The 22,563-nt window shown below is 55.3% G+C and carries 25 protein-coding genes; 11 read left to right on the top strand and 14 right to left on the bottom strand.

Going from position 1 to position 22,563, the window contains the following annotated elements:
• Nucleotides 1-31: 31 nt before the first annotated feature.
• Together ACQG0T_RS02030 and aspA are read right to left on the bottom strand one after the other, a co-directional pair.
• Nucleotides 32-1,333 (bottom strand): anaerobic C4-dicarboxylate transporter, encoded by a 1,302-nt coding sequence (locus ACQG0T_RS02030; RefSeq protein ID WP_003855921.1) that lies wholly within the window; start codon nucleotides 1,331-1,333, stop codon nucleotides 32-34.
• Nucleotides 1,334-1,449: 116 nt separating this feature from the next.
• Nucleotides 1,450-2,886: an aspartate ammonia-lyase gene (gene aspA / locus ACQG0T_RS02035; protein ID WP_015572444.1), complete on the bottom strand. Its 1,437-nt coding sequence runs from the start codon at nucleotides 2,884-2,886 to the stop codon at nucleotides 1,450-1,452.
• A 335-nt stretch (nucleotides 2,887-3,221) separates the two neighbouring features.
• On the opposite strand from aspA, the gene ACQG0T_RS02040 reads away from it, so the two are divergent.
• On the top strand, nucleotides 3,222-3,686 hold the full coding sequence (locus ACQG0T_RS02040) for an FxsA family protein (RefSeq protein ID WP_003855925.1): 465 nt from the start codon (nucleotides 3,222-3,224) through the stop codon (nucleotides 3,684-3,686).
• A gap of 23 nt (nucleotides 3,687-3,709) precedes the next feature.
• Here the strand turns inward: ACQG0T_RS02040 and yjeH are convergent, their stop codons facing one another.
• Nucleotides 3,710-4,957: an L-methionine/branched-chain amino acid transporter gene (gene yjeH, locus ACQG0T_RS02045; protein ID WP_032104117.1), complete on the bottom strand. Its 1,248-nt coding sequence runs from the start codon at nucleotides 4,955-4,957 to the stop codon at nucleotides 3,710-3,712.
• 178 nt (nucleotides 4,958-5,135) lie between these two features.
• Here yjeH and ACQG0T_RS02050 point away from each other — a divergent pair, with 178 nt between their 5' ends.
• Nucleotides 5,136-5,429, top strand: a complete 294-nt coding sequence (locus ACQG0T_RS02050) for a co-chaperone GroES (RefSeq protein ID WP_003855929.1) — start codon at nucleotides 5,136-5,138, stop codon at nucleotides 5,427-5,429.
• Nucleotides 5,430-5,468: 39 nt separating this feature from the next.
• Complete coding sequence (gene groL / locus ACQG0T_RS02055; protein WP_015572446.1) at nucleotides 5,469-7,115, top strand: chaperonin GroEL; 1,647 nt, start codon at nucleotides 5,469-5,471, stop codon at nucleotides 7,113-7,115.
• 65 nt (nucleotides 7,116-7,180) lie between these two features.
• Here the strand turns inward: groL and iadA are convergent, their stop codons facing one another.
• From iadA to ACQG0T_RS02070, 3 genes are read right to left on the bottom strand one after another with little or no spacing between them, the layout of a single operon-like run.
• Nucleotides 7,181-8,344: a beta-aspartyl-peptidase gene (iadA, locus tag ACQG0T_RS02060; RefSeq protein ID WP_047735158.1), complete on the bottom strand. Its 1,164-nt coding sequence runs from the start codon at nucleotides 8,342-8,344 to the stop codon at nucleotides 7,181-7,183.
• Between the two features lie 10 nt (nucleotides 8,345-8,354).
• Nucleotides 8,355-8,816 carry a YjiG family protein gene (locus tag ACQG0T_RS02065; protein ID WP_032104119.1) on the bottom strand — a complete coding sequence of 154 codons (462 nt, stop codon included), beginning with the start codon at nucleotides 8,814-8,816 and terminating at the stop codon, nucleotides 8,355-8,357.
• Nucleotides 8,813-9,460: a nucleoside recognition domain-containing protein gene (locus ACQG0T_RS02070; RefSeq protein WP_032104120.1), complete on the bottom strand. Its 648-nt coding sequence runs from the start codon at nucleotides 9,458-9,460 to the stop codon at nucleotides 8,813-8,815. The genes ACQG0T_RS02065 and ACQG0T_RS02070 overlap by 4 nt, the downstream gene beginning before the upstream one ends.
• 234 nt (nucleotides 9,461-9,694) lie before the next feature.
• On the opposite strand from ACQG0T_RS02070, the gene ACQG0T_RS02075 reads away from it, so the two are divergent.
• Entirely contained in the window at nucleotides 9,695-10,048 is a 354-nt protein-coding gene (locus ACQG0T_RS02075; RefSeq protein WP_014882205.1) for a DUF4156 domain-containing protein, read from the top strand.
• A 65-nt stretch (nucleotides 10,049-10,113) separates the two neighbouring features.
• Here the strand turns inward: ACQG0T_RS02075 and epmB are convergent, their stop codons facing one another.
• Nucleotides 10,114-11,142: an EF-P beta-lysylation protein EpmB gene (gene epmB, locus ACQG0T_RS02080; protein ID WP_032104121.1), complete on the bottom strand. Its 1,029-nt coding sequence runs from the start codon at nucleotides 11,140-11,142 to the stop codon at nucleotides 10,114-10,116.
• A 40-nt stretch (nucleotides 11,143-11,182) separates the two neighbouring features.
• On the opposite strand from epmB, the gene efp reads away from it, so the two are divergent.
• The 3 genes from efp to ecnB all read left to right on the top strand — a co-directional run bounded on the left by efp (nucleotide 11,183) and on the right by ecnB (nucleotide 12,193).
• Nucleotides 11,183-11,749: an elongation factor P gene (gene efp / locus ACQG0T_RS02085; RefSeq protein ID WP_003855940.1), complete on the top strand. Its 567-nt coding sequence runs from the start codon at nucleotides 11,183-11,185 to the stop codon at nucleotides 11,747-11,749.
• A 57-nt stretch (nucleotides 11,750-11,806) separates the two neighbouring features.
• On the top strand, nucleotides 11,807-11,938 hold the full coding sequence (locus ACQG0T_RS02090; RefSeq protein ID WP_015572451.1) for an entericidin A/B family lipoprotein: 132 nt from the start codon (nucleotides 11,807-11,809) through the stop codon (nucleotides 11,936-11,938).
• A 108-nt stretch (nucleotides 11,939-12,046) separates the two neighbouring features.
• On the top strand, nucleotides 12,047-12,193 hold the full coding sequence (gene ecnB / locus ACQG0T_RS02095) for a lipoprotein toxin entericidin B (RefSeq protein ID WP_003855942.1): 147 nt from the start codon (nucleotides 12,047-12,049) through the stop codon (nucleotides 12,191-12,193).
• Nucleotides 12,194-12,230: 37 nt separating this feature from the next.
• On the opposite strand, the gene ACQG0T_RS02100 is transcribed toward ecnB, so the two are convergent.
• Nucleotides 12,231-12,830 (bottom strand): helix-turn-helix transcriptional regulator, encoded by a 600-nt coding sequence (locus tag ACQG0T_RS02100; RefSeq protein WP_032104122.1) that lies wholly within the window; start codon nucleotides 12,828-12,830, stop codon nucleotides 12,231-12,233.
• 262 nt (nucleotides 12,831-13,092) lie between these two features.
• On the opposite strand from ACQG0T_RS02100, the gene sugE reads away from it, so the two are divergent.
• The gene (gene sugE / locus ACQG0T_RS02105; RefSeq protein ID WP_015572453.1) at nucleotides 13,093-13,410 is read left to right on the top strand and encodes a quaternary ammonium compound efflux SMR transporter SugE; all 318 of its coding nucleotides are present in this window, start codon (nucleotides 13,093-13,095) and stop codon (nucleotides 13,408-13,410) included.
• Here the strand turns inward: sugE and ACQG0T_RS02110 are convergent.
• Nucleotides 13,407-13,937: a lipocalin family protein gene (locus ACQG0T_RS02110; protein ID WP_023295791.1), complete on the bottom strand. Its 531-nt coding sequence runs from the start codon at nucleotides 13,935-13,937 to the stop codon at nucleotides 13,407-13,409. The two genes, sugE and ACQG0T_RS02110, sit on opposite strands and share 4 nt — an antisense overlap.
• 158 nt (nucleotides 13,938-14,095) lie before the next feature.
• Nucleotides 14,096-15,241: a cephalosporin-hydrolyzing class C beta-lactamase ACT-15 gene (locus ACQG0T_RS02115; protein WP_023295792.1), complete on the bottom strand. Its 1,146-nt coding sequence runs from the start codon at nucleotides 15,239-15,241 to the stop codon at nucleotides 14,096-14,098.
• A 132-nt stretch (nucleotides 15,242-15,373) separates the two neighbouring features.
• On the opposite strand from ACQG0T_RS02115, the gene ampR reads away from it, so the two are divergent.
• Nucleotides 15,374-16,249, top strand: coding sequence for a LysR family transcriptional regulator AmpR (gene ampR / locus ACQG0T_RS02120; RefSeq protein ID WP_003855952.1), 876 nt, complete (start codon nucleotides 15,374-15,376; stop codon nucleotides 16,247-16,249).
• Between the two features lie 29 nt (nucleotides 16,250-16,278).
• Here the strand turns inward: ampR and frdD are convergent, their stop codons facing one another.
• From frdD to frdA, 4 genes are read right to left on the bottom strand one after another with little or no spacing between them, the layout of a single operon-like run.
• Nucleotides 16,279-16,638, bottom strand: coding sequence for a fumarate reductase subunit FrdD (gene frdD, locus ACQG0T_RS02125; protein WP_023295793.1), 360 nt, complete (start codon nucleotides 16,636-16,638; stop codon nucleotides 16,279-16,281).
• Between the two features lie 10 nt (nucleotides 16,639-16,648).
• Nucleotides 16,649-17,044, bottom strand: a complete 396-nt coding sequence (frdC, locus tag ACQG0T_RS02130; protein WP_017383964.1) for a fumarate reductase subunit FrdC — start codon at nucleotides 17,042-17,044, stop codon at nucleotides 16,649-16,651.
• A gap of 10 nt (nucleotides 17,045-17,054) precedes the next feature.
• Entirely contained in the window at nucleotides 17,055-17,789 is a 735-nt protein-coding gene (frdB, locus tag ACQG0T_RS02135; protein WP_006810403.1) for a fumarate reductase iron-sulfur protein, read from the bottom strand.
• Entirely contained in the window at nucleotides 17,782-19,572 is a 1,791-nt protein-coding gene (gene frdA / locus ACQG0T_RS02140) for a fumarate reductase (quinol) flavoprotein subunit (protein ID WP_271040528.1), read from the bottom strand. Before frdA ends, frdB begins: the two co-directional genes overlap by 8 nt.
• A 310-nt stretch (nucleotides 19,573-19,882) precedes the next feature.
• Here frdA and epmA point away from each other — a divergent pair, with 310 nt between their 5' ends.
• Nucleotides 19,883-20,860, top strand: a complete 978-nt coding sequence (epmA, locus tag ACQG0T_RS02145) for an elongation factor P--(R)-beta-lysine ligase (RefSeq protein WP_015572459.1) — start codon at nucleotides 19,883-19,885, stop codon at nucleotides 20,858-20,860.
• Nucleotides 20,861-21,037: 177 nt separating this feature from the next.
• A complete protein-coding gene (gene yjeM, locus ACQG0T_RS02150; RefSeq protein ID WP_032104123.1) occupies nucleotides 21,038-22,537 on the top strand; it encodes a glutamate/gamma-aminobutyrate family transporter YjeM in 1,500 nt (499 codons plus the stop codon).
• Nucleotides 22,538-22,563 lie beyond the last annotated feature (26 nt).

A 22,563-nucleotide genomic window follows, 5' to 3' on the forward strand; every position in this document is an offset into this window, starting at 1 on the left:
GATTTTAACTATTTTTACAACGGCTAATCGTTTACAGCACAATGCCGCCGATGATAAAGCCGAGGATCACGCAGAGCGTAATCGCCACCACGCCCGGGATCAGGAACGCGTGGTTAAACACGTATTTACCAATACGGGTTGAGCCGGTGTCATCCATCTCAACCGCGGCCAGCAGGGTTGGGTAGGTGGGCAGAACGAACAGGGCGGAAACCGCTGCAAAAGAGGCAATCGCCGTCAGCGGCGTCACGCCCAGCATTAGTGCCGCAGGCATCAGCGCTTTGGTGGTCGCAGCCTGGGAGTACAGCAACGTCGCGGCAAAGAACAGCACTACCGCCAGCAGCCACGGATAGTTGTGCAGCAGGTCGCCTGCAACGGTCTGGATATCGCTGATGTGCGCTTTCACAAAGGTATCACCGAGCCACGCCACGCCCAGCACGCACACGCAGGCGCTCATGCCGGATTTGAAGGTGCTGGCGTTCAGCACTTCGCTGGTGTCGATTTTACAGGTGATGCTGATCAGCGTCGCGATGGTCAGCATAAATACCACAATGGCTTCGTTACGCGGCAGAACCGGGTTCTGGATCAGACCTACCGTATCGCTGATGGCGGTCGCGTAGAACATCACGGCGACGATACCAATCAGGAACAGCAGCACGGAGCGTTTTGCATGCGGCTTCAGCTCGAAGACCTGGCTACCGCGCAGGCTCACTTCACCTTTTGCCAGACGCTCCTGGTAAACCGGATCGTCTTTCAGCTCGGCACCGAGGAAGTTACACAGTACGGCAGTGATCATTACCGCGATCAGCGTGACCGGAATACAGATTGCCAGCAGCGTCAGGTAACTTACGCCCATCGGCTCAAGGATACCCGCGAAGAAGACCACCGCCGCGGAAATAGGCGAGGCGGTAATCGCAATCTGGGAGGCGACCACGGCAATAGAAAGAGGGCGAGACGGGCGAATACCCTGCTCTTTCGCCACTTCGGTGATTACCGGCAGCGTGGAGAAAGCGGTATGGCCGGTACCGGCGAGAATGGTCATAAACCAGGTCACCAGTGGGGCAAGGAAGGTGATGTATTTCGGATGGCGACGCAGCATTCGCTCCGCCAGGCTCACCAGGTAGTCCATACCGCCTGCGACCTGCATAGCCGCGATAGCAGCAATAACCGCCATGATGATTTCGATAACGTCAAAAGGGATTGCGCCGGGTTTAATCTGAAAGATCAGGGTAAGTACAAGCACCCCGAGACCGCCGGCAAAACCGATGCCGATACCCCCGAGTCGTGCGCCCAAATAAATCGCCAACAGGACGATGACGAGTTCTGCTCCAAACATAAAGACCTGCCTTGCTCATTAACAAGTTGATATTGAATTGTTGTGTTTTGGTAACGCCCATAAAGAAAAAAGGCACGTCACAAGTGACGTGCCTTTCGGAAGCTTAGCCTGAACGGTTACTGTTCGCTTTCATCGGTATATCGTTTCGCTTTATATGCCGGGTGCATCAGGTTCTGGGCGGAGAAGATATCGTCCAGTTCGGCTTCGGTCAACAATCCTCGCTCGAGAACCACCTCACGCACGCTCTTACCGGTTTCGGCACAAATCTTCCCGACGATATCGCCGTTGTGGTGGCCGATGAACGGGTTGAGGTAGGTGACGATGCCGATGGAGTTATAGACGTAGCCTTCACACACTTCTTTATTCGCGGTGATGCCGTTGATGCATTTTTCCAGCAGGTTGTAGCAGGCGTTGGTCAGAATATGGATAGATTCAAACATCGCCTGGCCAATCACCGGCTCCATCACGTTCAACTGGAGCTGACCGGCTTCGGATGCCATGGTGACGGTCGTATCGTTACCAATAACCTTGAAGCAAACCTGGTTCACCACCTCTGGCACCACCGGGTTCACTTTAGCTGGCATGATGGATGAACCCGCCTGCAACTCTGGCAGGTTGATTTCATTCAGGCCAGCGCGCGGACCGGAGGAGAGCAGGCGCAGGTCGTTACAGATTTTGGACAGTTTCACCGCCAGACGTTTCAGTGCGCTGTGCACCATCACGTAGGCGCCGCAGTCTGAGGTAGCTTCAATCAGGTCTTCCGCAGGCACAACCGGCAAGTTGGACACTTCAGCCAGCTTCTGTACCGCCAGCTGCTGATAGCCATCTGGCGTGTTCAGGCGTGTACCGATGGCGGTTGCGCCCAGGTTCACTTCCAGCAGCAGTTCGGACGTGCGCAGCAGGTTTTTGGTCTCTTCATTCAGCAGCACGTTAAACGCGTGGAATTCCTGTCCGAGGGTCATTGGCACCGCGTCCTGCAACTGGGTACGGCCCATTTTCAGGATGTCCTGGAACTCAACGGCTTTACGCTGGAAGCCATCGCCCAGCTGATTAATCGCGTCGACCAGTTTGACGATAGAGGCATACACCGCGATGCGGAAGCCGGTTGGGTAGGCGTCGTTGGTGGACTGACATTTGTTAACGTGGTCGTTCGGGTTCAGGTACTGGTATTCACCTTTCTGATGACCCATCAGCTCCAGGCCGATGTTTGCCAGCACTTCGTTGGTGTTCATGTTGACGGAGGTGCCCGCGCCGCCCTGATAGACGTCGACCGGGAACTGATCCATGCATTTGCCGTTGTTCAGCACCTCATCGCACGCGGCGATAATCGCATTTGCAGCGCTTTTAGGAATGGTTTGCAGCTCTTTGTTCGCCAGAGCCGCGGCTTTTTTTACCATCACCATGCCACGCACAAATTCAGGGATGTCGCTGATTTTGCTGTTGCTGATGTAGAAGTTTTCAATCGCTCTCAGAGTGTGAACACCATAGTAGGCATCCGCTGGAACTTCCCTGGTACCCAACAAATCTTCTTCGATACGAATGTTGTTTAACATGTGAACCTTCTTTTCAAGCTGCCGATGGATTGTACTAAACACACAGTATATATGTGGTTTTGAATATTTTATGACCGACGATTATTCCCTCAATCGGCCAGATGTTCGAGATCATATGCTGATGATAGCGAATTGCCGTAAGCTGGATCACTTATTATCGACCCGATTTCATGATAATTATTAATCTGTGAAATATGTCACCGCTTTAATATTTCCAGAAAAAATATCCGTGCAAACCGATTGAATTTTGGCTAACCGTCACCATTTCTTATCTACGCGCTTCGCGAACACATTCAGTCAGGGGCCTGAAGGCACCTGCCACACAGGAGATGCCAGTGCGCTGGATACCATTTATTGCTTTCTTTCTTTATGTTTACATTGAGATTTCGATTTTCATCCAGGTTGCCCATGTGCTGGGCGTCCTGCTGACGCTGATTCTGGTGATCTTCACCTCCGTCATCGGCATGTCGCTGGTGCGCAATCAGGGTTTCAAAAATTTCCTGTTAATGCAGCAGAAGATGGCCGCAGGCGAAAGCCCGGCCGCCGAGATGATCAAAAGCGTGTCGCTGATTATTGCTGGTTTGCTGCTGATCCTGCCTGGTTTCTTCACCGACTTCCTCGGCCTGCTGTTGCTGTTGCCGCCGGTGCAGAAGCATCTGACCATGAAGCTGCTGCCGCACCTGCGTTTCAGCCGTATGCCAGGCGGTGGTTTCAGCACCGGCCCGGGGGATACCTTTGAAGGGGAATATCAGCGTAAGGATGAGCAGCGCGACCGGTTAGATCATAAAGACGATCGGTGAGTTTGTGGCCCGGTGGCGCTCGCTCACCGGGCCTGCGGCTTTTGCCGCTTCGGTAAAAACACCCACAGCCCCGCCAGCATGACGATGGCGTACACACTCTTCCATCCCACCATCGCCAGCAGCATCAGGCACAGGACACACCCGACAGCCGCCAGCGCCTTAAAGCGTCCTTTCAGTAGCCGACAGCCCGCCAGCATGCACAGCAGGTAGATCATGATGAAAATACCGTTGGCGTAGACAATCAGCGCGTCAAGGTTGATGTCGAGGAGATAAATGGCCAGGGAACTCACCACGCAGCAGCCCAGTACGCTATTCAGCGCATTCACCGGAAGCTGACGCTTTGACAGGCGTGAGAGGGGGCTATCCGGTTTATAAAGTGCCTGAGACCACACCAGCCGGGCGAAGCTCTGAATATAGATGTTGAGGCTGGCAAAGCAGGCGAGATAGCCAATCACGCAGGCTACCCACAGGGCCTTAACGCCAAACAGCTGCACCACGATGCCCGGCAGCGACGCGGCGGCGGCTTTCTCTTCACCGAACGCATTGAAGTGCAGCACCAGTACGGTACAGGCCCAGTACACGGTACCCGCCAGCAGCAGGCCAATCATCAGGGCGCGGGGGAAATCACGCTCGGGCTGTTTAAACTCGGATGCCAGATGAGCGAACGCCTCCAGACCGACGAAACACCAGAACATAACGGATAGTGCAGCGAAAAGCTGTGCGTGGTCGATGTCGTTAATCGCGGGGAAAGGAATATCCGCCACGGTAATGTCACCCGCAAACCAGATGGCGACGATCAGCGCGACAATTAACACGGCGACCAGCGTTTGCAGATTGGCGCTGGAACTGGCCCCGCGCGAGCCAACCCACCAGACAATGGCCAGCGTACCGAGTTCAGCCAGCAGCAGTTGTTCATCGTGCCAGCCAAACAGCGCCTGTCCGAAGCCGGTTGCGATATGCAGGGCTGCCGGAAGGCCAACGGGTATCACCGACAAAAATAGCCAGCCGGTGACGCGCTCCATCCGCGGCCCAAACGCCATGCCGACAAAATGCGCTACGCCGCCTGCGCTCGGGAAGTGCCGCCCGAGTATGGCAAAGACAATCGCCACCGGAAACACCAGCACGATCAGCACCGGCCATGCCCAAAGACTGTTATTGCCGGCAACCAATGCCGCCAGCGCGGGAACCGCAAATACCCCCGTGCCTAATAAAGACGTTGAGAGTAAGCCAATGCCCTGCGCCAGCCCCAACTCCTGCCTGAGTCCACTCATTTACCTCGTCCCGCCACCATCAAAAGAGAGTGGATGGTAACACTTTCGCAAATTTTTTTTCGATTACCCCTTGAAGGGGTAAAAAGCTATCCCCATCTCTCAGGGCACTAGCCGGAAAACCGCATGCGGACCGGCGTCATCCATAACTGATAATGACTTTCTCAAAGGAGAGCTATCAATGAGTATTCGTCCGTTACATGATCGTGTGATCGTCAAACGTAAAGAAGTTGAAACCAAGTCTGCTGGCGGCATCGTTCTGACCGGTTCAGCAGCAGCAAAATCAACGCGTGGCGAAATCATCGCTGTCGGTAAGGGCCGCATCCTGGAAAACGGAACTGTGCAGCCACTGGACGTTAAAGTTGGTGACATCGTCATTTTCAACGATGGCTACGGCGTGAAATCCGAGAAGATCGACAATGAAGAAGTGTTGATCATGTCCGAGAGCGACATTCTGGCAATTGTTGAAGCGTAATTAACGCACGAAACTGTACGAATTTGAGGAAATAAGAACATGGCAGCTAAAGACGTAAAATTCGGTAACGACGCTCGTGTAAAAATGCTCCGCGGCGTAAACGTACTGGCAGACGCAGTGAAAGTCACTCTGGGCCCGAAAGGCCGTAACGTAGTGCTGGACAAATCCTTCGGCGCGCCAACCATCACCAAAGATGGTGTTTCTGTTGCACGTGAAATCGAGCTGGAAGACAAGTTCGAAAACATGGGCGCACAGATGGTGAAAGAAGTTGCCTCTAAAGCGAACGACGCTGCCGGTGACGGTACCACCACCGCGACCGTACTGGCGCAGGCGATCATCACCGAAGGCCTGAAAGCCGTTGCTGCGGGCATGAACCCAATGGATCTGAAACGTGGTATCGACAAAGCTGTCGCCTCTGCTGTTGAAGAACTGAAAGCGCTGTCCGTACCGTGCTCTGACTCTAAAGCCATTGCTCAGGTTGGTACTATCTCCGCTAACTCCGACGAAACCGTAGGTAAACTGATCGCTGAAGCGATGGATAAAGTCGGTAAAGAAGGCGTGATCACCGTTGAAGACGGTACTGGTCTGGAAGACGAACTGGACGTGGTTGAAGGTATGCAGTTCGATCGCGGTTACCTGTCTCCATACTTCATCAACAAGCCAGAAACTGGCGCTGTTGAGCTGGAAAGCCCGTTCATCCTGCTGGCTGACAAGAAAATCTCCAACATCCGCGAAATGCTGCCAGTGCTGGAAGCCGTTGCGAAAGCAGGCAAGCCGCTGGTAATCATTGCTGAAGACGTTGAAGGCGAAGCGCTGGCGACTCTGGTGGTTAACACCATGCGTGGCATCGTGAAAGTGGCAGCGGTTAAAGCACCTGGCTTCGGCGATCGTCGTAAAGCGATGCTTCAGGATATCGCTACCCTGACTGGCGGTACCGTGATCTCCGAAGAGATCGGTATGGAGCTGGAAAAAGCGACCCTGGAAGACCTGGGCCAGGCGAAACGCGTTGTGATCAACAAAGACACCACCACCATCATCGACGGTGTGGGTGAAGAAGCTGCTATTCAGGGCCGTGTTGGTCAGATCCGTAAGCAGATCGAAGAAGCAACTTCCGATTACGACCGTGAAAAACTCCAGGAGCGCGTAGCGAAACTGGCAGGCGGCGTAGCGGTAATCAAAGTCGGTGCGGCTACCGAAGTTGAAATGAAAGAGAAGAAAGCACGCGTTGACGATGCCCTGCACGCGACCCGTGCTGCGGTAGAAGAAGGCGTGGTTGCTGGTGGTGGTGTCGCGCTGGTGCGTGTAGCCGCTAAACTGGCTGGCCTGACTGCTCAGAACGAAGACCAGAACGTGGGTATCAAAGTTGCGCTGCGCGCGATGGAAGCTCCTCTGCGTCAGATCGTGTCCAACGCCGGTGAAGAGCCGTCTGTGGTTGCGAACAACGTGAAAGCGGGTGAAGGTAACTACGGTTACAACGCGGCAACTGAAGAATACGGCAACATGATCGACTTCGGTATCCTGGATCCAACTAAAGTGACCCGTTCTGCACTGCAATACGCGGCATCTGTAGCTGGTCTGATGATCACGACCGAGTGCATGGTGACCGACCTGCCTAAAGGCGACGCGCCTGACTTAGGTGCTGCTGGTGGTATGGGCGGCATGGGTGGCATGGGCGGCATGATGTAATCATGTTGTTCTGAACCTCTCAGAACGAACCCCGGGCAGCAATGCCCGGGGTTTTTTATTGTCTTCTACTCAAACGTGCCTTTCACGCACACAACGCCTCCACTCACCATCTGGCGGCCTTTCGCCCAGACCTCGCGGATCTTCAGATCATCGGTCAGCACCAGGACGTCGGCATCGCATCCGGACGCGATCCGCCCTTTATGCTCCAGGCCGAGAAATTCCGCCACGTTACGCGTAAACGGCAGAAGCGCCTCCTCCAGCGGCAGGTGATACCGGCCGACCAGCTGCTGTAGCGTCTCAAGCAGGGACTCAAATCCCGCCACGCCAATGCCAACAAGATTACCATTTGCATCAAAATTCGGCTGGCTGCCGTTGCCATCCGAGCTGAGCGTGAGCCGGTTAAACGGCACCTGTGCTTCACGGGCCGTCGCGATAGCGGTGGCGGCATCAACAGGCTCGCTGATGCTGGTGGTGATGTCGATGTACCCCCCTTCGCGAGCATAGTCCAGTGCGGCGTGGAACAGTGCCTGGGCGCGGTTGACGTGAGTTGGCAGCAGCTTCGTGCGGGGCACGTCGGCGTTATTCAGGATGTTAAGCAGCGGCTCCAGCAGTTTCGGGCTGTTGCCGAGGTGAAACACGGATATCCCCGCTTTGGCGCCCAGCAGCCCGCCGACGCGTGACTGGGCGGCCATATTCGCGAGCTGGTCATCTGCCGGCGCGGAAGAGCGATGGTCGGAAATCGCGCATTTCACGCCAATGATTTTATCAATCAGCGCCACATCCTTTTCGATACTGCCGGTAATCGTCGGAGAAGGCAGGCCATACGCGCCTGTCAGCATCCACGTGCTGATCCCTTCATGCTCAAGCGCCCGCGTTTTCGCCAGCAGCGACTCGGGATGGCGGGTCACGCCGTCGGTGCCCAGCAGGCCAACAACGGAGGTGATGCCAGCCGCCACCAGCGCAGACAATCGCACCTCTGGCGTCCGGGTGTGGGGACCGGCTTCACCGCCGCCGCCAATCAGGTGTACATGCTGATCGATAAACCCCGGACAAACCACCGCTCCGGCGAGATCGCTTTCAGGACAGTCTGGCCTCGTTGTGGCGTGGCCCGCTTTTTCGACTGCGACGATTTTTCCTCCGGCAATCAGCAGATCGCAATGCCCAAGATCCTCGGGAGCGTAAAGCTGCGCATTGCGGAAAAGGTGCGGTTCCAGCACTGAAAAATCCATTTTTATCTCCTCAGAAGAGTAGCTGCATCACCCACATTGAGAGCAGGGCGTTAATGACGCAGACAGCGATGATGTGCGGATAATATTTCGGATTGACGCCTGCGGTGCCCAGGCAACGGCCCGTGTTTTGCACCGGATTACCCATCAGATAGATGGCAGGCAGCAGGATGGTGGCATCGTGACCGTTGAGCGTGCCGGCAGCGACCAGACTGGCGCAGACCCCCACACCGCCGCCCATGCTCATTACCGAGGCCAGAAGAACCGTTGCCGCCGCACCCGGAAGCCCCCACAGGGCCATGATGGGCTCGCATACCCTGCCGATAATATCCAGCAGGCCGGTTACCTTGAGCGCCTGAATGATGACAAACGCCATGACCACGTTCGGCAGCAGGCTGGTGGTGGCGATGGTAAAGCCGCGGCGGGCGCCATCGATAAACAGGTCCATGATATTTTTACGCGGCTGGGCGATCATTTTTCCTCCTGAACGCGGCGAACTTCCATGTGGGCGATCCACAGTCGCAGGAAGTTCGCGCCAACAAATTTGAACACCAGAATGACGGCAAGCGGCGTGATCACCGGGACGGTAATAAAGGTAAAGAGTGCGGCACCAGAAGAAAAATAGTTGGTAATAATGGCGCTACCGCTGGTCTGGAAGGTGGCAAAAATGGCGCGTTCATGGTCAGTAATCGCCCCTTCGTCAGTCAACTCTTTGGTCATCCCTGCGGCTGCATCGGTATTTTGCAGGTTGGCGATAAGCGCCAGAGAGCAGATGCCCGGCACGCCGAGCAGCGGACGCAGAATGGGCGTCATGAGCTGTTGTGCGGCGCGCAGCCCGCCCAGCCCCTCGGTAACGGCAATGATCCCGAGCGATAAAATGACCGAGGGCGCCAGTTCAAGGGCAAATAAAAAACCGTCTTTCGCTCCTGTGCCGCCCTCACCGCGAAACGTTAGCGCGCCGTTCACCGGACCAAAGCTGCCGTTTAAGACGGTAAAATCCAGCACACGCCACCATTCGGTACTTTTAGCGAAAAAGCCCGAGAAAAATACGATGGTAAGGACAAACGCCAGATAGCCCACCCATGACACTTTTTCCTCTCCTGAGGATGATGCACTCATGAAACCCCCTTTTTTAGTCGCGTACAAAAGATGTACGTTGCACCACTAAAAACGATCGGGGGCTAAAACACGATATCCCAAAGGGCATTATCAGAATTCATTTAAGATGTCGGAGGAGTACCATGCGGAATCTGGCTCGCAGAAATGCGCGGGGGTTTTTCTTTTAGTCATCTTTTAGGTATAAGATTCACACACGGACAACTACTGTCCAGCTTATTGAAAACGAGGAATAACATGCGCGTAAAAGTCTGTGCAGGGATCGTAGGAGCGGCATTGCTGCTGGCGGGGTGTAGCTCCAGCAATGAACTGTCGGCAGCGGGCCAGGGCGTTCGCTTTGTGGAAGATAAGCCAGGCAGCGAATGCCAGCTGTTAGGCACGGCCACCGGTGAACAAAGCAACTGGATGTCGGGTCAGCACGGTGAGGAAGGCGGCTCTATGCGCGGCGCGGCGAATGCCCTGCGTAACCAGGCTGCTGCAATGGGTGGAAACGTGATTTATGGCGTGAGCAGCCCGACGCAAGGGATGCTTTCCAGCTTCGTGCCAACGGCCAGCCAGATGAGTGGCCAGGTCTACAAGTGCCCGAACTGAGTTAATTTGCTGATGGCGCTGCGCCCGGACCCGTAGGGCAGTTAAGCGTAGCGCCACCTGCCTTTCTACTGCTGCCGCAGCTGTAAATCCAGCGGCGTTTTACTCGGCTCTCCGCCAATCTCGCGTGCCAGCTTCGGCACCATATACCCTGAGACCAGCGTTAACAGCTCGCGCATAATCTGTCGGGCCTCGTCATCCGTCACCATAAAGTGCGCCGCTCCCTGCACGCGATCCAGAACGTGCAGGTAATAGGGCATCACGCCCGCATCAAACAAGGCGTTGCTAAGGTCTGCCAGCACGCGAGCGCTATCGTTCACGCCGCGCAGCAGCACGCTCTGGTTCAGCAGCGTCACGCCCGCCTTACGCAGACGTGCCATCGCCGCGCGAAATTCATCGTCAATTTCGTTTGCGTGGTTGATATGGTTCACCAGCAGCACCTGCAGACGGGACTGCTCAAGGCGTGATACCAGCCCGTCGGTAATACGTGCCGGAATGACAATCGGTAAACGGCTGTGAATGCGCAGACGCTTGATGTGCGGGATGGCTTCCAGCTGCGTCAGCAGCCAGTCCAGCTCATGATCTTTTGCCATCAGCGGGTCGCCGCCGGAAAAAATAATCTCATCCAGCTCTGAATGGTCGGCGATATAGTTCAGCGCGACCTGCCAGTTACGTTTGTTTCCCTGGTTTTCGGCATACGGGAAGTGCCGACGGAAGCAATAACGACAATTTACCGCGCAGCCGCCTTTAACCAGCAGCAGGGCGCGGTTGAGATATTTGTGCAGTAAGCCGGGCACCACGCTGTTCTGCTCTTCCAGCGGATCGGTGCTGTAACCCGGCGCGGTGATAAACTCATCCTGCGACGTAAGCGTTTGTTTTAATAGAGGATCGTCGGGATTGCCTTTTTCCATCCGCGCCACAAACGCGCGGGGAACACGCAGGGCGAAAAGGCGCTTTGCCTCGCGGCCTGCAAGCAACTCTGGGTGCTGATCGAGGTCTAAAAGACGCAGCAATTCATCAGGACTGGTGATTACATCGGCAAGTTGCGATAACCAATCTTCTCTGGACGGGGTGTTTAGGGTTACAATATGCGCCATTTTGTGGCTTAGCTACCAGTTAACAAATTTAGAGGGCCTTATGGCAACGTACTATAGCAACGATTTTCGTGCTGGTCTTAAAATCATGATGGACGGCGAACCGTACGCGGTTGAAGCCAGCGAATTCGTTAAACCAGGTAAAGGCCAGGCATTCGCACGCGTTAAGCTGCGCCGCCTGCTGACCGGTACCCGTGTTGAGAAAACCTTCAAATCTACTGACTCCGCTGAAGGCGCTGATGTTGTCGATATGAACCTGACTTACCTGTACAACGACGGTGAGTTCTGGCACTTCATGAACAACGAAACGTTCGAGCAGCTGTCTGCTGACGCGAAAGCGATTGGCGATAACGCGAAGTGGCTGCTGGATCAGGCTGAGTGCATCGTGACCCTGTGGAACGGTCAGCCTATCGCGGTTACGCCTCCGAACTTCGTTGAGCTGGAAATCGTTGAAACCGATCCAGGTCTGAAAGGTGATACCGCAGGTACTGGCGGCAAGCCTGCCACCCTGTCTACCGGCGCGGTGGTTAAAGTGCCACTGTTCGTACAGATCGGTGAAGTGATCAAAGTGGATACCCGCTCCGGCGAATACGTATCCCGCGTGAAGTAATTTACGTCATGATTAAAGGCGCAGCGCCCGCTGCGCCTGATTTTGCAGGCAGGGAAGATGAAACGTACCGTTAAAATTCTGCTTCTGTTAGCGTTCTCCAGCGCAATTCTCTCCGGTTGCAACACCGCGCGTGGCGTGGGCGAAGATATTCAGGATCTCGGCCATATCATTTCCCATGCGGCCAGCTAATTCCGTCTAATTTTCCTAAAAATTCTTCCTTTTCCGTCAAACGACAAGATCTTGTCTATTCTTAAGTTGCTATACACAAAATAACTTTGGCTATAAAAGGAAGATATTATGGTTAAGAAAACAATTGCAGCGATCTTTTCTGTTCTGGTGCTTTCTTCGGTACTGACTGCATGTAACACCACCCGTGGCGTAGGGGAAGATATCTCCGACGGTGGTAACGCGATTTCTGGCGCAGCAACTAAAGCTCAGAACTAATGAAAGCGACGGTACGGCAGCTAACTTCACCGTACCGTCAATTCTCCACTTCCTGTAGCGATAAAAACGGGGAGTAACGCGTATCCATATGAAGCTTCATGCGGATATTGCGTTTGTACGTATACACCGTTTTTCCGTTAATGCGCAGATTGCTGGCAATTTTCTGGTTGCTCGCACCATCCATCCACAGGGTCAATACTCTCTCTTCCTGACGCGTCAGTAACGGTGCCGCCATTTCCGGAAGCTCCGCGCTTACGCATGTCGTTAGCGCGTCGTTTATCACCGCCGCCAGTTTTTCCAGATCGGTATTTTTGGAAAGTGAAGACCATATCGGGAACTGCGCCAGATAATCTGTCATCTCCTGCTCCTGCCCCGATTGCAGCATAATAAAAGGCAATGTTTCGCTGGCAATAAGCAGGGAAGATAGCTGCTGAAAATGGTGTAAATCCTGCCGGAAGCCCGATAAATCAGCGATGACCAGCGCAGGTTTCCATTGCAGAATATGCTCTCTGGCGAGGAAAAGATTATTTACCCCGGTTACGACGAAATGACCCGAAAACAGGTCTGAATGATTGAGCCAGGCTTCAAATCCCGTGCGGGTGAAGTGACAACGGTCAATCAAAAGAATTTTGAACATATAATTTTCGCAGTCGGCTAGTGGTTTGGCTTCCTGCCATCAGAAAGCCTATCATCATAGAGAAGTCGGATGAGTCATAAATGCCTGAACTCCGTGCCTTACTGAGGCTATTTCTTGCCTTAACGTGTTCAGCAGAAAAAGTTTGAAAAAAAATTCCATGCTAACCAAAATATAAGGCGCAACCTCAGCCTTGCGGGACGACCCGTAAGCGCTTCATTCATCGGGGACGGCCCCAACTTGTCGTTAAGTTAAGGAGCCTGATATGTCCTGGATCGTTCTTGTTATTGCCGGTTTGCTCGAAGTGGTATGGGCAATTGGCCTGAAATATACCCACGGTTTTACCCGCCTGACGCCCAGCGTCATCACTATCGCCGCAATGATTGTCAGTATCGTCATGCTGTCATGGGCGATGCGAACCTTGCCAGTCGGAACGGCTTACGCTGTCTGGACTGGAATTGGCGCGGTAGGAGCTGCCATTACCGGCATTCTGCTGCTGGGGGAGTCTGCGAGTCTGGCGCGTATCGCCAGCCTCGCGTTAATCGTCGCGGGTATCATCGGGTTAAAACTCAGTACGCACTAATGCAGCTGTTTTACCCAGATTAATTTCGTCACGTCAAACCCTTGCCGGGTCGCTATGTCCAGCATCTGCTGTTTCATTTCCGTCGAGATCGTTGGCGTGCGGGAGAGGAGCCATAGATAGTTGCGATCCGGCCCACACACCAGCGCATGGCGGTACTCTCTGTCCAGCGCAATGACGTTATACCCGCCGTAGAATGGGCCGATGAAAGAGACTTTCATGGCCGCGCGGTTAGACGCGCCGGTGAAATAGGCCTGACCAACTGACTGCTGCCACATCTGGCGATCCGGGTTATAACCGCGGTTAATGACCCGGATCCCGCCGTCATCCATCGCGCTGTAGCTGACCGTGACTTTTTCTAAGCCCCGTTCGAACTGATGGTCCATTCGGGCGATTTCATACCAGGTGCCGAGGAAGCGCTGTGCGTCGAAATTACTGACTACCGTGACGCCAGGCGGAGGAGTAGGGGAACTGCAAGCAACCACTAAAAACGCGGCTGTTACTGCGGCAATAACAGGCAGAATGCGCATAGGAGTTTCCTTACTGTTTTTTGTTAAGTGTAGATGACAGCAAGGAAAATGCGGGAGATTGTGCAGGGTGTTTTGCCGGGTGACGGCTTCGCCTTACCCGGCCTACAAAGTTCACGCATTGTGTAGGCCGGGTAAGCGCAGCGCCACCCGGCAATGTTTTACTGTAGCGCCTCGAGGATATGGTATGCCGCCTCAACACGTGCCGGGTTCGGATAGCTTGTATTCGCGAGCATCACAATACCGATCTGCTTTTCAGGAATAAAGGCCACGTAGCTGCCAAACCCGCCAGTAGAGCCCGTTTTATGGACCCAGGACGCTTTGACCGGGGGAGCCGGTGGATTCACTTCTACCACGGGCAACGGCGCCAGCGCTACCTTACTGTCGCTGCCCTCGACCACCGTGTTGGCCTCCACGGGCCAGTTGAGCATCTCCCAGCCCAGACCCTGATACATTGACCCGATACGCCAGTAGCGCGACTGCGCCAGCGCGATGCCCTGCTTAAGTGAGGCATCAGCAACGTTCTCCGGCGCCATGTTTGCCATGACCCAGTTCGCCATATCCTGCACGTTGGTTTTCACGCCATAGGCTTGTGCATCCAGCATACCCGGCGAAACGCGCACCGCTTTACCGTCACGATAGCCCCAGGCGTAATGCGCCTCTTCCGCTTTCGGCACGTTAATCCAGGTATGGTCCAGCTTGAGCGGCTTAAGGACCCGCGTCGTCATGGCCTGCTCATAGGGCATGCCAGAAGGTTTGACCGCCAGCGCACCAAAAAGACCGATGCTGGCGTTGGCGTAAAGACGCGTTGTGCCAGACTTCCACTGCGGCTGCCAGTTTTGATAAAAGCGCAGCAGGGAGGCGTTATCCGTGACCTCATCCGGTACCTGTAGCGGCAGGCCGCCAGCGGTGTAGGTGGCGAGATCCAGCATACGAATACCCTGCCACTGCTTGCCCGTCAGCTGTGGCCAGTATCTGGTCACCGGATCGTCCAGCGAAATTTCACCGCGAGCAATGGCATCCCCACCTAAAACGCCGGTGAAGGTTTTACTTATAGAACCCAGCTCGAACAGGGTCTGAGGCGTAACGGGTTTATTCGCCGCGATATCGGCCTTGCCAAACGTGTAATAGTGCGGTTTTCCCTGATAAATAACGGCCACCGCCATGCCTGGAACAGACTGGGCTTTCATCAGCGGGGTAACCGTATTCGCGACCACCTCCGCCAGCTGTTTTTCTGACACTGGCGTGGCGAGAGCAGAGCAAGAAATGCCGAGCAGCAGGGCGCAGCAAAGGGATTTTTTCATCATCAGTAATCTTCCGTAATAGCGAGTCAAGGGGATGTCCGGGCCCGTCAGACAGGCGTAGTCTGTTGGATTTGACAGTGCCTGACAAACGGTTAAATTTAGCATTAGCTGTTAATTTTTCTAACGGAAGCGACCATGACGCGAAGCTATCTACCCCTCAATTCGCTTCGGGCTTTTGAGGCTGCCGCAAGGCATCTCAGCTTTACGCATGCGGCCATTGAACTGAACGTGACGCATTCGGCTATTAGCCAGCATGTGAAAACGCTGGAGCAGCACCTGAACTGTCAGCTGTTCGTTCGCGTGTCGCGCGGGCTGATGTTGACTACCGAGGGCGAAAATTTACTGCCGGTGCTGAATGATTCGTTCGATCGTATAGCCGGAATGCTGGATCGCTTCGCTAACCATCGTGCGCAGGAGAAGCTGAAAATCGGCGTGGTGGGTACGTTTGCCACCGGGGTCTTATTCTCGCAGCTGGAGGATTTTCGCCGTGGCTATCCACATATCGATCTTCAGCTTTCCACCCATAACAACCGCGTTGATCCGGCTGCCGAAGGGCTTGACTATACGATCCGCTACGGTGGCGGGGCGTGGCACGGTACCGAGGCTGAATTTCTTTGTCATGCGCCGCTCGCGCCGCTATGTACACCTGATATCGCCGCCAGTCTGCACAGTCCGGCCGACATCCTCAGGTTTACGCTGCTGCGCTCCTACCGACGCGACGAGTGGACCGCGTGGATGCAGGCGGCCGGCGAGCATCCCCCTTCGCCAACGCACCGCGTGATGGTATTTGATTCGTCCGTGACCATGCTGGAGGCCGCTCAGGCAGGGGTGGGCATTGCTATTGCGCCTGTCGATATGTTTACCCATCTGTTAGCCAGCGAGCGCATTGTGCAGCCCTTTGCGACGCAGATTGAGCTCGGCAGTTACTGGCTGACCCGATTGCAGTCCCGGGCAGAAACGCCAGCCATGCGCGAATTTTCCCGGTGGCTGGTGGAGAAGATGAAAAAGTAAAAAGCCCGCCGGATGGCGGGCCTGTTCAGTCAGATGGTGACCACGGCAATCAACGTGACGACCGTCAGAATGGTCGCCAGACCGTAGAAGACCCATTTACCGCTTGGCACATGGATTTTCAGATCGTGCATCGCATGGTGGATACGGTGCAGACCACACCACAGCGGCAGGACGATCATCAGGAAGATGAACACGCGGCCAATAAAGCTGCTCGCAAAGGCCAGTACGCGCTCATAGCTCAGCGCATCGCCCGGGAACAGCCCCAGCGGCAGCATGATCCCGACCAGCAGGATAATGACCGGGGCAATAATGGCGCTCCACATGCCGCCTGCGCCAAACAGCCCCCAGAAGACCGGCTCGTCTGAACGTTTTGGACTTGGATTGATCACAGTAGTCTCCTTACCAGAACAGTGCGACAAACAGAATGACCACAGAGACAACTGCCGTCACTGCCCAGAGCCCTTTAATGACCGGCTCTGGCCCCATTTTTTCGCCTTTTACAATGATGTTCGCTGCTTTTGGCGCCAGTTCAAACCAGGTTTTGGTATGAAGCAGCGCGGCGGCGAGCACAATCAGGTTCAGCACAACGATGATTGGGTTTTGCAGGAAGCCCACAAAACTGGCCCAGGCTTCCGGGCCGTGCTTGAGGGCATAAACCCCGTACAGCAGTTCGAGGCTGAACCAGACCGCGGGAACAGCCGTGCCTTCACGCAGCATATAGAAGCGATAAAACGGCAGTTTTTTCCACCAGGTGGACGGCATTGGTCGCACGTAGGCTTTGCGTTTAGTCGTCATCATGCACTCCTTAGCGTGGTTTCAGGGTAGCGATAAGAAAGTCTTTTGAGCTTTCCACCTTTCCCTGCTGAATGGCGGCGGCCGGGTCGACATGCTTCGGACAGACTTCGGAGCAGTAACCGACAAACGTGCAGGTCCAGACCCCGTTCTGGCTGTTCAGCTGGGCCATACGTTCTTTTTTGCCGTGGTCGCGGCTGTCTTCGTTATAGCGGTGCGCCAGGGTAATGGCGGCCGGGCCGATAAACTCAGGATTCAGGCCAAACTGTGGACAGGCGGCATAGCACAGGCCGCAGTTGATGCAGCCGGAGAACTGATGGTATTTCGCCATCTGCGCGGGCGTCTGGGTGTTTGGCCCCTGATCCGGCGTGCGCGGGTTGCCGATGATGTACGGCTTAATCGCTTCGAGGCTTTCGATAAAGTGGGTCATGTCGACCACCAGATCGCGCTCAATCGGGAAGTTGCCCAGCGCTTCAACCTTGATACCTTTGGTGTAATCACGCAGGAAGGTTTTACACGCCAGCTTTGGCACCTTGTTGACCATCATGCCGCAGGAGCCGCAAATTGCCATGCGGCAGGACCAGCGGTAGCTCAGGTCTGGGGCCAGGTTATCTTTGATATAGCCGAGCGCATCCAGCAGGGAGGTTTGCTCGTCGTAAGGGACTTCATAGAAAGCGCTGTGCGGCGCGGCGTCCACTTCCGGATTGTAGCGCACCACTTCAATTTTCAGTTTTTGCATCTCAGCCATTCGCCTTCTCCTTCTTATCGGCGGCTTCTGCTTCTGCACCGTACACGCGTTTCGCCGGTGGCAGCGTGGTGATTTTCACGTCGCTGTAGTCCAGTCGCGTAGTGCCATCCGCATCGCGCCAGGCGAGAGTGTGTTTAAGGAAATTGACGTCGTCACGTTCGGTGCAGCCCTCATCCAGGCGCTGGTGCGCGCCGCGGGACTCTTTACGCGCCAGGGCGGAATGGGCCATACATTCTGCGACGTTCAGGCCGTGGCCCAGTTCAATGGTATAAAGCAGATCGGTATTGAAGACGCTGGAGGTGTCGGTGATGCGCACGCGTTTGAAGCGCTCCTGCAACTCGGCCAGCTTGTCGACGGTTTTCTGCATCAGCTCTGGCGTACGGTAGATCCCGCAGCCTTCTTCCATCGACAGCCCCATTTCGTCGCGGATCTTCGACCAGTTTTCGTTACCTTCCTGGTTCACCAGGTCTTTCAGGCGTTTTTCGACGTCTGCAACCTGCGCATCCAGCGCCGCGCTGTTAGCTTCACCTGCCGTTGCGGCACGCTCCATAGCACGTTCGCCCGCCATGCGACCAAAGACCACCAGCTCAGCCAGCGAGTTCGAGCCCAGACGGTTTGCGCCGTGCAGACCGACGGAGGAACACTCGCCCACCGCAAACAGCCCTTTGATGCGGGTTTCGCACTGCTGGTCGGTTTCGATACCGCCCATGGTGTAGTGCGCGGTTGGACGCACCGGGATCGGCTCTTTCACCGGATCGACGCCCACATAGGCTTTCGCCAGCTCGCAGATAAACGGCAGACGCTCCAGCAGTTTCTTCTCGCCGAGATGACGCAGGTCGAGATGCACCACGTCGCCGCGCGGCGTTGAGATGGTGTTGCCTTTGCGCCACTCGTGCCAGAAAGCCTGAGAAACTTTGTCGCGTGGGCCGAGTTCCATGTATTTGTTTTTCGGCTCGCCAAGCGGGGTTTCCGGACCCATGCCGTAATCCTGCAAATAGCGATAGCCGTTTTTGTTGACCAGAATACCGCCTTCACCGCGGCAGCCTTCCGTCATCAGTATGCCGGAGCCCGGCAGGCCGGTTGGGTGATACTGGACGAACTCCATATCACGCAGCGGGACGCCGTGGCTGAGCGCCATGCCCATACCGTCACCGGTGACGATGCCGCCGTTGGTGTTGTAGCGGTATACGCGACCCGCACCGCCCGTTGCCATCACCACCGCCTTAGCGCGGATCTGGACAAGCGTGCCTTCCATCATGTTCATCGCCACCAGTCCGCGCGCATGACCGTCGTCGACCAGAATGTCGAGAACGAAATGTTCGTCAAAGCGCTGGATTTGTGGGAACTGGAGGGAGGTCTGGAACAGGGTGTGCAGCATGTGGAAGCCGGTCTTATCGGCGGCAAACCAGGTGCGTTCGATCTTCATGCCACCGAAGCGGCGGACGTTGACGCTCCCGTCCGGACGGCGGCTCCACGGGCATCCCCACTGTTCCAGCTGGGTCATTTCCGTTGGGCAATGGTGCACGAAGTAATCAACGACATCCTGTTCGCAAAGCCAGTCGCCCCCTGCAACCGTGTCGTGGAAATGGTATTCGAAGCTGTCATGATCCTGCGCGACGGCGGCGGATCCTCCTTCTGCGGCTACCGTGTGGCTGCGCATCGGATAGACTTTTGAAATCAATGCGATTATAGCGTTCGGATTGGCTTGTGCCGCAGCAATTGCAGCGCGTAATCCAGCCCCGCCAGCGCCTATTACGGCAAGATCGGCTTGAAAAGTTTGCACGACATTCCTCCAGATTTTTGTTTTCCCGCAACGGGATGAACTAAAGGACGTTCACCTGCCCGAACGGGCGATTGCGGAAGCGATTCCACTGCTCCTTTATGGGTAAAACAGTATAACCGCGTAGAAGTGAGGGAAATTTGACGTGTTCGATTTTTTTGCTGTTCTGTGCGGTGATTTATCATCGTGATTAATGAATGGCGTCACAGTATTTCTCTGTGCAATGAAAAAGGACTTTTACTGTGCAAAATTTGTCTCTGCCCCGGCTTACGAGTAGACTTCGTGCCCTTGTCTGAAAACGGAGAAATAACTCATGAGCGAAACGGCCACCTGGCAGCCGAGCGCATCCATTCCAAACCTGCTAAAGCGCGCAGCAATTATGGCGGAGATCCGCCGTTTCTTTGCCGATCGCGGCGTCCTGGAGGTGGAAACGCCGTGCATGAGTCAGGCGACGGTCACGGATATTCATCTGGTCCCGTTTGAAACCCGTTTTGTTGGCCCAGGCCACTCTCAGGGCATGAATCTGTATCTGATGACCAGCCCGGAATACCATATGAAGCGTCTGCTGGCGGCCGGGTGTGGTCCGGTCTATCAGCTGTGCCGTAGCTTCCGTAATGAAGAGATGGGCCGACACCATAATCCGGAATTCACCATGCTGGAGTGGTACCGCCCGCACTACGACATGTATCGTCTGATGAACGAAGTTGACGATCTGCTGCAACAGGTGCTGGATTGCGCGGAAGCTGAAACGCTCTCCTATCAGCAGGCCTTCCAGCGCCATCTGGAAATCGATCCGCTGTCGGCTGATAAAACACAGCTGCGTGAAGTGGCGGCAAAACTGGATCTGAGCAACGTGGCGGATAACGAAGAGGATCGCGACACGCTGCTGCAACTGCTGTTCACCTTTGGTGTTGAACCGCAGATTGGCAAAGATCGTCCGACGTTTGTCTATCACTTCCCGGCCAGCCAGGCCTCACTGGCGCAGATCAGCACCGAAGATCACCGCGTGGCGGAGCGTTTTGAGGTGTATTTCAAAGGCATCGAGCTGGCGAACGGTTTCCACGAGCTGACCGACGCGCGCGAACAGCAGCAGCGTTTCGAGCAGGATAACCGCAAGCGCAACGCGCGCGGTCTGCCGCAGCAGCCGATTGATACTCATCTGCTGGAAGCGCTTAAAGCCGGTCTGCCGGACTGCTCCGGCGTGGCGCTGGGTGTGGATCGCCTGGTCATGCTGGCGCTGGGTGCCGAGCACCTGGGCGATGTGATTGCCTTTACGGTCGATCGCGCCTGAAAAAATGCCGGGTGGCGCTGCGCTTACCCGGCCTGCTCGGTCATTTAACTCTGCCACATTAAAAACTGCTCATTTCTCTCTATACGGGTCTTTTTCTTAATTTGACTCGGATAGCCACATTGTTTGTCTGGTCATCTGCTACCATCCGCGCAGTTTAATTCCGTTTCGGATGGTTATATGTCTCACTCACTCAAAAAAATGACCCTTACCGGGCTCATTCTGATGATTTTTACGTCAGTCTTTGGCTTTGCCAATAGCCCGTCCGCGTTTTATCTGATGGGCTACAGCGCGACGCCGTTTTATATCGTTTCCGCTCTGTTCTTCTTTATCCCGTTTGCGCTGATGATGGCGGAGATGGGCTCGGCGTACCGGAAAGAAGAGGGCGGCATCTATTCGTGGATGAACAACAGCGTCGGTCCGCGTTACGCGTTTATCGGTACGTTCATGTGGTTTTCATCCTACGTCGTCTGGATGGTCAGCACGGCGGCCAAGGTTTGGGTGCCGTTCTCAACGTTTCTCTTCGGTGCGGATAAAACGCAGGTCTGGTCTCTGGCGGGGCTGAGCTCCACGCAGGTGGTCGGTATTCTGGCAGTGTGCTGGATGGTGATGGTCACCCTGGTGGCCTCGAAAGGCATCAACAAAATTGCCCGTATCACTGCCGTTGGCGGCATTTCCGTGATGTGCCTGAACCTGGTGCTGCTGCTGGTCAGCATCGCCATTCTGTGCCTTAACGGCGGGCATTTCGCACAGGAAGTCAACTTCGTTTCATCGCCTAATCCGGGTTACCAGTCCGGGCTGGCCATGCTCTCCTTCGTGGTGTTTGCCATCTTTGCTTACGGTGGAATTGAAGCCGTGGGCGGGCTGGTCGACAAAACCGAAAATCCGGAAAAGAACTTCGCTAAAGGCATTATCTTTGCCGCCATCGTCATTTCCATTGGCTACTCACTGGCGATTTTCCTCTGGGGCGTCAGCACCAACTGGCAGCAGATGTTAAGTAATAACACCACCAACCTCGGCAACATTACCTACGTGCTGATGAAAAGCCTGGGGGTGACGCTGGGCAACGCCATGGATCTCGCGCCGGAAACGTCGGCCACCCTGGGGATCTGGTTTGCGCGGATTACCGGTTTGTCGATGTTCCTCGCCTATACTGGCGCATTCTTCACGCTGATCTACTCGCCGCTGAAAGCGATTATTCAGGGGACGCCAAAGGCGCTGTGGCCCGCACGTATGACGCAGCTGAACGCTGCCGGTATGCCTGCCAACGCGATGTGGATGCAGTGCCTGCTGGTGTGCGTGTTCATTCTGCTGGTGTCCTTCGGCGGTGATACCGCGTCGGCGTTCTATAACAAGCTGACCCTGATGGCGAACGTATCGATGACGCTTCCGTATCTGTTCCTGACCCTGGCGTTCCCGTTCTTTAAGGCGAAGCGGGATCTGGAGCGGCCGTTTGTGATCTTCAAAACCCGCGCGGCGACGCTGCTGGCGACCACTGTTGTGGTGCTGGTCGTCGCGTTCGCCAACATCTTTACCGTCATTCAGCCCGTGGTTGAGGCAAATGACTGGAACAGCACGCTGTGGATGGTTGGCGGACCGATCTTCTTCTCGCTGCTGGCAATGGGGATTTATGAGCATTACCGTCGTCGCTCGACGGCCTGTGTAGCAGAAGTGGCGTAAAGGATTGACCCCCTCCCGACGGGGAG

Source organism: Enterobacter cloacae complex sp. 302F9 (assembly GCF_050030335.1).
Taxonomy (GTDB): domain Bacteria; phylum Pseudomonadota; class Gammaproteobacteria; order Enterobacterales; family Enterobacteriaceae; genus Enterobacter; species Enterobacter hormaechei_C.